Origin of the sequence: Micromonospora sp. D75 (genome assembly GCF_018070405.1) — a bacterium.
GTDB lineage: Bacteria > Actinomycetota > Actinomycetes > Mycobacteriales > Micromonosporaceae > Micromonospora > Micromonospora chalcea.
Genome location: NZ_JAGPXV010000103.1, coordinates 1 through 12,624 on the forward strand (window position 1 = coordinate 1; position 12,624 = coordinate 12,624).

General features: G+C 74.9%; 2 protein-coding genes. Both read left to right on the plus strand.

All coding sequences use genetic code 11. The features are described from left to right. On the plus strand, nucleotides 1-5,227 hold a 5,227-nt coding region (locus tag KBX39_RS09215; RefSeq protein WP_210870008.1), incomplete at its 5' end, for a type I polyketide synthase. 46 nt (nucleotides 5,228-5,273) lie between these two features. Beyond that, nucleotides 5,274-12,624: type I polyketide synthase (locus tag KBX39_RS09220; RefSeq protein ID WP_210870010.1), on the plus strand; the 7,351-nt coding region annotated here is incomplete at its 3' end.

Below are 12,624 nucleotides of genomic sequence, written 5' to 3' on the forward strand. Positions count from 1 at the left end.
GGGACTGGCCGAGACGAAGGAGACCGACGAGGCCGGCCCGGCCGGCGCGTTCACCCGGATGAGCGCCGCCGAGCGCCAGCAGGCGCTGCTCGACCTGGTCCGCGACCAGGCGGCCACGGTCCTCAGGTACGCCGACGGCCAGGCCGTCGACCCGCACCACGCGTTCCGCGACCTCGGCTTCGACTCGGTGACCGCGGTGGAACTGCGCAACCGGCTCGCCACCGCCACCTCGCTGCGGCTGCCGGTGACCCTGGTCTTCGACTACCCGTCGCCGACCGCGCTCGCCCGGCACCTGCACGAGGAACTGGGCGGGGAGGCCGCCGTGGCCGTCGAGGCCGCCCCGGTGGCGTTGGGCGACGACGAGCCGGTGGCCATCGTGGCCATGTCCTGCCGCTTCCCCGGCGGGGCCAACGATCCCGAGCGGTTCTGGCAGATGCTGCACGCCGGCCGCGACGCCGTGTCGGACCTCCCCGGCGATCGGGGTTGGGACGTCGAGCGCCTCTACGACCCCGACCCCTATTCCACCGGCACCTCCTACGTCCGCAGCGGCGCCTTCCTCTACGAGGCGGCGGAGTTTGATGCCGGTTTCTTCGGGATTTCCCCCCGCGAGGCGTTGGCCATGGACCCGCAGCAGCGGTTGTTGCTGGAGGTTTCGTGGGAGGCGGTCGAGCGGGCAGGGGTTGAGCCTGGGGTTCTGCGGGGTTCGCGAACAGGGGTGTTCGTGGGCACGAATGGTCAGGACTATGGGGCCCTGCTGATGGTGGCGGGGGACGAGGTGGAGGGCTTCGCGGGAACGGGCAACGCCGCGAGTGTGGTGTCGGGTCGGGTGGCGTACGCGTTGGGGTTGGAGGGGCCGGCGGTGTCGGTGGACACGGCGTGTTCGTCGTCGCGTGTGGCGTTGCACCTGGCGGTGCAGTCGCTGCGGCGTGGCGAGTGCGACCTGGCCCTCGCCGGCGGCGTGACCGTGATGGCGACGCCCGGGCTGTTCGTGGAGTTCTCCCGGCAGCGGGGCCTGGCGGCCGACGGCCGGTGCAAGGCGTTCGCGGCGGGTGCGGATGGCACGGGCTGGGGCGAGGGTGTGGGCGTGCTGCTGGTGGAGCGGTTGTCGGACGCGCGGCGCAACGGGCACGAGGTGCTGGCGATCGTGCGGGGCAGCGCCGTCAACCAGGACGGCGCCTCGAACGGGCTGACCGCCCCGAACGGTCCGTCGCAGCAGCGGGTGATCCGGCAGGCGCTGGCCTCGGCGCGGCTCTCCGCGGCCGACGTGGACGTGGTCGAGGCGCACGGCACCGGCACCACGCTCGGTGACCCGATCGAGGCGCAGGCCCTGCTCGCCACGTACGGGCAGGACCGCGAGGAGCCGCTGCTGCTCGGCTCGGTCAAGTCGAACATCGGCCACACGCAGGCCGCCGCCGGTGTCGCCGGTGTGATCAAGATGGTGCTGGCGATGCGCGAGGGCGTGGTCCCCGCGACGCTGCACGTGGACGAGCCGTCGCCGCACATCGACTGGAACTCCGGGGCCGTCGAGCTGGCGATCGAGTCGCGGCCGTGGCCGGCCGTGGACCGGGCGCGCCGGTCGGCGGTGTCGTCGTTCGGCATCTCCGGCACCAACGCCCACGTCATCATCGAACTGCCCGAGGACCTCCCCGCCGAGAGCGTGGAGCCCGACGGCGAGGCCGCCGAGGATCGCAGCCCGGGGCTCGTGGCCTCCGACGTCGTCGTCTGGACGGTGTCGGGGCGGTCGAAGGGCGCGCTGGCCGGTCAGGCCGCTCGCCTGGCCCAGCACGTCCGCGCGCACGCCGACCTCGACGCGGCGGCGGTGGGCTGGTCTCTCGCCGCCACCCGGTCGACGTTCGACCAGCGGGCGGTCGTGGTCGGGTCGAGCGCGGAGGAGTTGCTGGCGGGGCTGGACGCCCTGGCGGCTGGTGCGCCGGCGGGGAACCTGGTCACGGGTACGGCCGTCGGGACGAGTGCGGTGTTCGTGTTCCCGGGTCAGGGTGCGCAGTCGGCGCGGATGGCGGCCGGTCTGGTGGGTCGGACGCCGGTGTTCGACGCGCGTCTGGCGGAGTGTCAGCGGGCCCTGGCCCCGTACCTCGATGTGGACCTCGTTGCGGTGTTGACCGGTGACGACGAGTCGTGGCTGGAGCGGGTCGAGGTCGTGCAGCCGGTGCTGTGGGCCGTCGGCATCGCCCTGGCGGCCGTGTGGCGCGCGGCGGGCGTCGTCCCGGACGCGGTGATCGGTCACTCCCAGGGCGAGATCGGCGCGGCCTGTGTCGCCGGGATCCTGAGCCTGGAGGACGCCGCGAAGGCAGTGGCGTTGCGGTCGCGGGCGCTGACGGTGCTGCGGGGGACCGGGACGATGGCGTCGATCGACCTGTCCGCCGACGCGGTCACCGAGCGCCTGGGGGAGTTCCCGGGCGTCGGAGTCGCGGCCGTCAACGGGCCGTCCACCGTCGTGGTGTCCGGCCCGCCGCAGCCCGTGGCCGACCTCGTGCAGGCGTGCCAGGCGCAGGGCGTCCGCGCCCGGCTGATCCCCGTGGACTACGCGTCGCACTCCGAGGCCGTGCGGCAGGTGGCCGAGCAGCTCCGCGCGGACCTGGCCGGCGTCACCCCGCGGGCCGGCCACACCCGGCTGGTCTCCACCCTCACGGGCGAGTGGGCCGACCCGCTCACCATGGGCGCGGAGCACTGGTACGACAACCTGCGGCAGACCGTGCAGTTCGACGCCGCCGTCCGTACGGCGGTCGCCGCCGGGCACACCACGTTCGTCGAGATCAGCCCGCACCCGGTGCTGACGATGCCGGTCACCGCGATCCTCGACGACACCGGCGCGAGCGGGCACACCATCGGCAGCCTGCGCCGGGGCGACGACGACGCGACCCGGCTGCTGACCAACCTCGCCACCGCGTACGCCGTCGGCCTGCCCGTCGACCTGGCGGACGTCCTCGCCGAGACCGAGGTCGCGCCGCTGCCCACGTACGCCTTCGACCACCAGCGGTTCTGGCTCGACGGCAGCGGCGGGCCCGACCTGGAGACCCTGCTGTCGGGCATGAGCGGCGACCCGGGCGACGCGGGCTTCTGGGCCGCCGTCGAGAGCGGGGACGTCACGGCGCTCGCCGAGACCATCGCCACCGAGGAGACCCCGGCACACGAGGTTCTCGACGCGCTGCTGCCGGCCCTGCCGATGCTCACCTCCTGGCGCCGGCAGCGGCGCCGGCAGGCCGACATCGACAGTTGGCGCTACCAGGACACCTGGAAGCCCCTGACCGGCGTCGCCAACCGGGGCATGGACGGCACCTGGGTCGTGGTCATGCCGACCGGCGACATCATCGAGCCCTGGCAGGACGCCTGCGTCGAGGCGATCGCGGCGGCCGGCGCGACGCTCGTGCCGGTGGCCGTCTCCACGCCCGACGTCGACCGCGACCAGTTCGGCAAGCTGCTGCAGGAGGCGCTCGCCGCCGGACCGGGCGGCGACGCCACCGCCGACGTCGCCGGCGTGGTCTCGCTGCTCGCCTTCGACGAGCTGGCCCACCCGCTGTACCCCTCCGTGCCCGGCGGCTTCGCCGCCACCGTCGCGCTCTTCCAGGCCCTCGGCGACATCGGCCTGCGCGCGCCGATGTGGAGCGTCACCTCCGGCGCCGCGTCGGTAGGCATGGCCGACCTGCTGCGCGCCCCGGCGCAGTCGCTGGTCTGGGGCTTCGGCCGGGTCGCCGCGCTGGAGCACCCGCAGCGCTGGGGCGGCCTCGTGGACCTGCCCGAGGCCGTGGAGGACCGCTGTGCCGACCTGCTGGTCGCGGCCCTCACCACCGCCGGGGACGAGGACCAGATCGCGGTACGCCCGAGTGGCCTGCTCGCCCGCCGGCTCACCCGCGTCCCGCTCGGCGACAGTCAGCCCGCCAACCCGTGGCAGCCGTACGGCACGGGGCTCGTCACCGGCGGCACCGGCGCGCTCGGTGGGCACGCCGCCCGCTGGCTGGCCCGCAGCGGTGTGGAGAACATCGTCGTCGTCAGCCGGCGGGGCATGGCCGCGCCCGGCGCGCAGCAGCTCGTCGACGACCTCACCGCGCTGGGCGCCCAGGCCACAGTGGTCGAGTGCGACGCCTCCGACCGCGACGCCCTGGCCGAGCTGATCGAGGCGATCCCCGCCGAGTACCCGCTCACCGCGGTCGTGCACGCCTCCGCGGTCCTCGACGACGCCATGATCAACGACATCCGGCCCGAGCAGATCGAACGGGTGCTGCGGGCCAAGGTCGACGTCGCGTACAACCTGCACGAGCTGACCCTCGACCACGAGCTGTCCGCGTTCGTCATGTTCTCGTCCTTCGCCGGCAGCGTGGCCAGCTCCGGCGTCGGCAACTACGCCCCGAGCAACGCGTTCCTCGACGCGCTCGCCCAGCACCGCCGGGGCCTCGGCCTCACCGCCACCTCCGTCGCCTGGGGGGCGTGGGCCGGCGGCGGCATGGCCGACGGGCCGCTCGGCGAGCTGCTGCACCGCCACGGCGTACCCGAGATGACCCCGGAGGCGGCGATCACCGCGCTGCACCAGGCCGTGGACCACGGCGAGGCGTTCCTCACCATCGCCGACATCGCCTGGGAACGGTTCTCCGTCGCGTTCACCGCCACCCGGCCCGGTCCGCTGATCAGCGACCTGCCGGACGTGCGGCGGCTCGCCGCCGCCGAGGCGATGGACAGCGTGGAGGTCGGCGACGGCCCGGAGTCGTTGCGGGAGCGGCTCGCCGGGCTGCCCGCCGCCGAGCGGTTCGCCGTGCTGCTCGGCCTGGTCCGTGGCCAGGTCGCCGCCGTGCTCAACTACCCGTCCGCCGACTCCGTGGACGAGCATCGGGCGTTCCGGGAGCTGGGCTTCGACTCCGTCACCGCCGTCGAGCTGCGTAACCGGCTCGGCGCGGCCACCGCCGTGGCCCTCCCGGTCACCCTGGTCTTCGACTACCCGACCCCGACGACCCTGGCGGAGTACCTCTACGCCGAGGTCGCCCACGACGACGTGGTCACCCCGAACGCGCTCCTCGACGATCTGGACCGGATCGCCGAGGGCCTCGACGAGGTCGCCCGGGACGAGGCGGCCCGGGTGCGGGCCACCGTACGCCTGCAGGCGATGCTCTCCCGGCTCGGCCAGGACAGCGGTGGCGCCGACATCGGCCGGCACCTCGACGACGCCACCGACGACGAACTGTTCGCGATGGTGGACAAGGACCTCGGCATCTCCTGACCCAGCTCCAGCTCTCTCCCGTCTCTTTCGAGGAAGCGGCACTCCGATGGCCAACGAAGACAAGCTCCGCGACTACCTCAAGCGGGTCATGGCTGATCTCCACGACACCCGCCGCCGACTCAGCGAGGCCCAGTCCCAGGAACTGGAGCCGGTGGCGATCGTGGCGATGAGCTGCCGGTTGCCGGGCGGGGTGCGCAACCCCGACGACCTGTGGGAGCTGTTGCGGGACGGCCGGGACGCCGTCGCGCCCTTCCCCGACGACCGGGGCTGGGACCTGGAGCGCCTCTACCACCCCGACCCCGACCACCCGGGCACCTCGTACGCCCGGGAGGGCGGGTTCGTCGACGGGGCCGGCGACTTCGACTCCGCCTTCTTCGGCATCTCGCCGCGCGAGGCGCTGACCATGGACCCCCAGCAGCGGCTGCTGCTGGAGACCTCCTGGGAGGCGGTAGAGGCCGCCGGCATCGACCCCGCCTCGCTGCGCGGCAGCCGGACCGGGGTGTTCGTCGGCACCAACGGGCAGGACTACGGCACCCTGCTGATGATGTCGCCCGACGGCGACGAAGGGCACTCGATGACCGGGGGCGCGGCGGCCGTCGCGTCGGGCCGGGTGTCGTACGCCCTCGGGCTCGAAGGACCGGCCGTATCCATCGACACGGCCTGCTCGTCGTCGCTGGTGGCGCTGCACCTCGCCGTGCAGGCGCTGCGGGCGGGGGAGTGCGACCTGGCGCTGGCCGGCGGGGTGACCGTGATGGCCACCCCGGGCCTCTACATCGGATCCAGCCGGCAGCGCGCACTCTCCACCGACGGGCGCTGCCGGTCGTTCGCCGCCGCCGCCGACGGTGCCGGGTTCTCCGAGGGGGTCGGCTGGCTGCTGGTCGAGCGGCTGTCGGACGCCCGCCGCAACGGCCACCGCGTCCTGGCTGTGGTCCGCGGCACCGCCGTCAACCAGGACGGCGCGTCGAACGGGCTGACCGCGCCCAACGGGCCGGCCCAGCAGCGGGTCATCAGCCAGGCACTCACCTCCGCCCGGCTCTCCACCGCCGACGTCGACGTGGTGGAGGCGCACGGCACCGGCACCAGGCTGGGCGACCCGATCGAGGCGCAGGCGCTCATCGCCACGTACGGGCAGGACCGTGACGAGGCACCGCCACTGCTGCTCGGCTCGGTGAAGTCGAACATCGGCCATGCCCAGGCCGCCGCGGGCGTGGCCGGCGTGATCAAGCTGGTGCTCGCCATCCGGCACGGCCTCGTGCCGGCGACGCTGCACGTCGACGCGCCGTCGCCGCACGTCGACTGGACGGCCGGCGCGGTGGAACTGGTGACGCAGGCCCGCCCGTGGCCCGAGACGGGCCGGGTACGCCGGGGCGCCGTCTCCTCGTTCGGCATCTCCGGCACCAACGCTCACGTGATCATCGAGCAGTCGGCTGAGCCGGTCGAGTCGGATGCGGGTGGGCGTGGGGCGGGGTTGGTCGCTTCGGATGTGGTGGCCTGGCCGGTGTCGGCGCGGTCGGGGACGGCGTTGGCCGGTCAGGTTGCCCGGCTTGCGCGGCACGTGCGTGAGCGGGGTGGGATCGATCCGGTGGAGGTGGGCTGGTCGTTGGCGGCTACCCGGTCGGCGTTCGACCATCGCGTCGTTGTCGTCGGGTCGTCCGTCGAGGGGTTGCTTGCCGGGCTGGATGCCTTCGCTGCCGGTCAGCCGGCGGGGAACGTGGTCACGGGGGTGGCGTCGAGTCCGGGTGCGGGTCCGGTCTTCGTGTTTCCGGGTCAGGGCGCGCAGTCGGCGCGGATGGCGGCGGGGCTGGTGGGTCGTACGCCGGTGTTCGACGAGTGTCTGGCGGAGTGCCGGCGGGCGTTGGCGCCGTATCTCGATGTGGATCTCGTGTCGGTGCTCACGGGCGAGGACGAGTCGTGGCTGGACCGGGTCGAGGTGGTGCAGCCGGTGCTGTGGGCCGTCGGTGTCGCTCTGGCGGCGGTGTGGCGTGCGGCGGGTGTGGTTCCGGACGCGGTGATCGGTCACTCGCAGGGTGAGATCGGCGCGGCGTGCGTGGCGGGCATTCTGAGCCTGGAGGACGCGGCGCGGACGGTGGCGTTGCGGTCGCGTGCGCTGGCGGTGCTGCGGGGTACCGGGACGATGGCGTCGGTGGACCTGTCGGCCGAGGCGGTGGCCGAGCGGCTGCCCGCGTTCCCGGGTGTCGGGGTCGCGGCGGTCAACGGCCCGTCCACCGTCGTGGTGTCGGGTCCGCCGGAGCACGTCGCCGGCCTCGTCCAGGCGTGCGGGGCCGAGGGTGTTCGTGCCCGGCTGATCCCCGTGGACTACGCGTCGCATTCGCCCGCGGTGCAGGAGGTCGCCGAGCAGCTTCGGGCGGACCTGGCCGGTGTCAGTCCGCGGGCCGGTCACACCCGGCTCGTGTCCACTCTCACCGGGGACTGGGTGGATCCGGCGGTGATGACCGCTGACTACTGGTACGACAACCTGCGGCAGACTGTGCTCTTCGACGCGGCCGTGCGGACGGCTGTGGCTGCCGGGCACACCACGTTCGTCGAGATCAGCCCGCATCCGGTGCTGACGATGCCGGTCACCGCGATCCTTGACGACGCCGGTGTGAGCGGGCACACCATCGGCAGTCTGCGTCGTGGTGACGACGACGCGACCCGGCTGCTGACCAACCTCGCCACCGCGTACGCCGTCGGCCTGCCCGTCGACCTGACGAGGGTGCTGCCCGCCGCGGCCACCGTCGACCTGCCCACGTACGCCTTCGACCACCACCGGTACTGGCCCGCGCCGCCGCTCTTCCTCACCGCGGCCGACGCCGCGCCGGACATCGACCGCTGGCGCTACCGGGTCACCTGGCGGGCCCTGCCCGACCTGCCGCTGACCTGGCTCGCCGGCACCTGGCTCGTGCCGGTGCCCGCGGCGCTGGGCGACGACCCGCTGGTCACCGACGTGCTGTCGGCCCTCGGCAACTTCGGCGCGGACGTCGTCCCGGTGGAGCTGGACGTCACACACGACCCGGCGGCGCTGGCCGAGCGGCTGAGCGCCGCGCTCACCGGCCCGGACGGACCCGTCGCCGTGCTCTCGCTGCTGGGTCTGGACGAGCGGGCGCACCCGGAGCACCCGGCCACCTCGCTGGCCGTCTCGGGCACCGCCCTGCTGGTGCAGGCGCTCGGGCTGCTCGGCGTCGAGGCGCCGCTGTGGTGCGCCACCCGGGGAGCCGTCGTGGCCTGCGCCGACGACCCGGCGCCGCGCCCCGCCGCCGCCTCCGTCTGGGGGCTCGGCCGCGCCGTCGCCCTGGAACACCCCGCCCGCTGGGGCGGCCTGCTCGACCTGCCCGACGTGCTCGACGCGCAGGCCGGCGCGCTGCTCTGCGCGGCGCTCGGCGCCAGCGGTGGCGAAGACGCCTTCGGCGACGACGGCGCGGAGCAGTCCGGCCGGGGCGAGGACCAGCTCGCCGTCCGCGCCTCCGGCGTCTTCGTCCGCCGCCTCACCCGGATCACCGAACCCGAGCCGGTCGAGTCCGGCGACGCGGACGACACCCGGCGGATGCGCGGCACCGTGCTGATCACCGGTGGCACCGGCGGACTGGGCGGGCATCTGGCCCGCTGGGCGGGCCGCTCCGGCGCCGCGCACGTCCTGCTGGCCAGCCGGCGCGGCCCGGACGCCCCGGGCGCCGCCGAGCTGGAGGCGGAGCTGACCGGCCTCGGCGTACGGGTCACAGTGGCCCGCTGCGACGTCGCCGACCGGGCACAGGTGGCCGACCTGCTCGCCGCCGTCCCCGCCGACGCCCCGCTGAGCGCCGTGCTGCACACCGCCGCCGTCCTCGACGACGGCATCGTCGACACCGTCACCGCGCAGCGCCTGCACACCGTCGCCGCGTCGAAGTGCGTCGCCGCGCTGCACCTGGACGAGCTGACCCGCGACCTCGACCTGGACGCCTTCGTGCTCTTCTCCTCGGTGGCCGGAACCACCGGCAACGCCGGGCAGGGCGCGTACGGGGCGGCCAACGCCTTCCTCGACGCCCTCGCCGAGCGGCGCCGGGCCGAGGGACTGCCGGCCCTCTCGGTGGCCTGGGGCGCCTGGCGCGGGGCCGGCCTGCCCGCCGAGAACGAACGCGCCCAGGAACGGCTGCGCCGGGGCGGCATGATCGGCATGGACCCGGAACTGGCCGTCGAGGCCCTCGCCCGGGCGCTGCGCCGCGACGAGCCCACCACAGTCGTCGCCGACATCGACTGGGCCCGTTTCGCCCCCGCGTTCACCCTGGTGCGGCCCAGCCCGCTGATCGGCGACCTCGCCGAGGCCCAGGAGGCGACGCAGCCGGCCGGGCAGCAGGAGGCCGCCGAGGAGGAGACGGGCGTACCGTCGGCCCTCGCCCGGCGGCTCGCCGCGCTCGCGCCGGGGGAGCGCACCGCGACACTGCTGGAGCTGGTGCGGCAGTGCGCGGCGACGGCCCTCGGCTACGGCGCCGCCGACGACATCCCGGCCACCCAGCCCTTCCGCGACCTCGGCCTGGATTCGCTGACGGCAGTCGACATGCGCAACTTCCTGGCCGCCGCCACCGACCTGCGGCTGCCCGCGACGCTCGCCTTCGACTATCCGAACCCGACGGTGCTCGCCGCGCACCTCGGCGAACTGCTCACCGGGATCGTCCCCGACGCGACCACCCCCGCCCCGACCGCCGCGGCCGAGGACGACGACCCGATCGCCATCGTGGCGATGAGCTGCCGCCTGCCCGGTGGGGCGGACACCCCGGAGCAACTGTGGCAGCTCCTCGCCGCCGGCGGCGACGCCATCGGGGAGTTCCCCACCGACCGGGGCTGGGACCTGGACCGGCTCTTCGACTCCGATCCGGAGAAGGAGGGCACCAGCTACGCCCGTGAGGGCGGCTTCGTCACCGGCGCCACCGACTTCGACGCCGGCTTCTTCGGCATCAGCCCCCGCGAGGCCCTCGCCATGGACCCGCAGCAGCGGCTGCTGCTGGAGGCGTCCTGGGAGGCGGTCGAGCGGGCCGGGATCGACCCGCACACGCTGCGCGGCAGCGCCACCGGCGTATTCGTCGGCACCAACTACCAGGACTACCGCAACCTGATGTTCAGCGCCGAGGGCGCCGAGGGGCACCTGATGACCGGCAACGCCGGCAGCGTCCTGTCGGGCCGGGTGTCGTACACCCTCGGGCTGGAGGGGCCCGCCGTCTCGGTCGACACCGCCTGCTCGTCGTCGCTGGTCGCGCTGCACTGGGCCTGCCAGGCGCTGCGCCGCTCGGAGTGCTCACTCGCCCTGGTCGGCGGCGTCACCGTCATGTCCACCCCCGGGGTGTTCGTCGGCTTCAGCCGGCAGCGGGGCCTCGCCCCGGACAGCCGGGTCAAGGCGTTCGCCTCCGCCGCCGACGGCACCGGCTGGGGCGAGGGCCTCGGCCTGCTGCTCGTCGAGCGGCTCTCCGACGCCCGCCGCAACGGTCACCCGGTGCTCGCGGTCATCCGGGGCAGCGCCGTCAACCAGGACGGCGCCTCCAACGGCCTCACCGCCCCGAACGGGCCGTCGCAGCAGCGGGTGATCCGGCAGGCGCTCGCCAACGCCGGCCTCGCCCCGGCCGACGTGGACGCCGTCGAGGCGCACGGCACCGGCACGAAGCTCGGCGACCCGATCGAGGCGCAGGCCCTGCTCGCCACGTACGGCCGGGAGCGGCCCGCCGAGCAGCCGCTCTGGCTCGGCTCGATCAAGTCGAACATCGGTCACACCCAGGCCGCCGCCGGTGTCGCCGGGATCATCAAGATGGTGCTGGCGCTGCGGCACGGCTACCTGCCGCAGACCCTGCACGTGGACGAGCCGACCGACCAGGTGGACTGGAGCGTCGGTGCGGTCGAACTGCTCCGCGAGGGCCGCCCCTGGCCGGTCACCGACCACCCGCGCCGCGCCGCCGTCTCCTCGTTCGGCATCAGCGGCACCAACGCGCACACCATCCTGGAGCAGGCCCCGGAGCCGGTCGAAGCCGAGCAGCCGACCGGTGACCCGGCGCGGCTGCCGGTGGTGCCGGTGCTGCTGTCGGGCCGTTCGGGGCTCGCGCTGGCCGCCCAGGCGCAGCGCTGGTCCGAGCAGCTCACCGGGCTGGAGGCGCCACGTACGGTCGACGTCGGCTGGTCGTCGGCCGTCGCCCGGGCCGCCCTGGAACACCGGGCCGTCGTGCTGGCCACCGACCGGATCGCGCTGGGCGCCGGGCTGCGCGCCCTCGGCGCCGGCGAGGACGCGCCGCTGGTGGTCACCGGCGTGGCGGTGCCCCGGCCGAAGGTGGCGTACCTGTTCTCGGGGCAGGGCGCCCAGCGGGCCGGGATGGGTCGCGAGCTGGCCGAGGCGTTCCCCGTCTTCGCCGCCGCCCTGGACGAGGCCTGCGCCGCCCTCGACGCGCACCTGCCCCGCCCGCTCAGGCCACTGCTCTTCGCCGAGCCCGGCACGCATGAGGCCGAGGCGCTGGACCGCACCGAATTCACCCAGCCGGCGCTGTTCGCCGTGGAGGTGGCGCTGTTCCGGCTGTTCGAGGCGTGGGGGGTCCGCCCCGACGCCGTCGCCGGGCACTCGATCGGCGAGATCGCGGCCGCCCACGCCGCCGGTGTGCTCTCCCTGGCCGACGCCGCCGAGCTGGTCGCCGCCCGGGGCCGGCTGATGCAGGCGCTGCCGGCCGGGGGCGCGATGCTCGCCGTCGCCGCCACCGAGGCCGAGGTGACCGCCACGCTCGGTGAGCGGGCCGACCGGGTCTCCGTCGCGGCCGTCAACGGCCCCGCCGCGGTCGTGGTGTCCGGGGCCGGCGACGCCGTCGAGGAACTGGCCGCCCAGTGGGCCGCCCGGGGTGTCCGGGTCCGGCGCCTGGCGGTCAGCCACGCGTTCCACAGTCCGCTGATGGATCCGGTGCTCGACGACCTCGCCGCCGTCGCCGGACGGCTGCGGTACGCGGCTCCGAGCATCCCGATGGTCTCCACCGTCACCGGCGCGCCGGTCGACGCGGCGGAGATCGGCGCGCCCGGCTACTGGGTGCGCCACGCCCGCGAGGCGGTACGCTTCGCCGACGCCGTCGTGGCACTGCGCGAGCGCAACGTCACCGGCTACGTCGAGATCGGCCCGGACGGGGTGCTCACCGCCCTCGCCCAGGCCGTCCTGGCCGAGGCCCCGGCCGGCGGCCGGGCCCCACTGGTGGTGCCCGCCCTGCGCCGGGACCGCGCCGAGCCGAGCACCCTGCTGCGCGCGCTCGCCGCGCTGCACACCCACGGCGTCTCCCCGGACTGGTCCGCCGTCTACGCCGGTACCGGCGCCCAGCGGGTCGAGCTGCCCACCTACGCGTTCGACCGGCAGCGCTACTGGCCGGAGCCGCCGCCGTGGGCCGCCCTCGTGGCCGCCGACGAGGCCACCG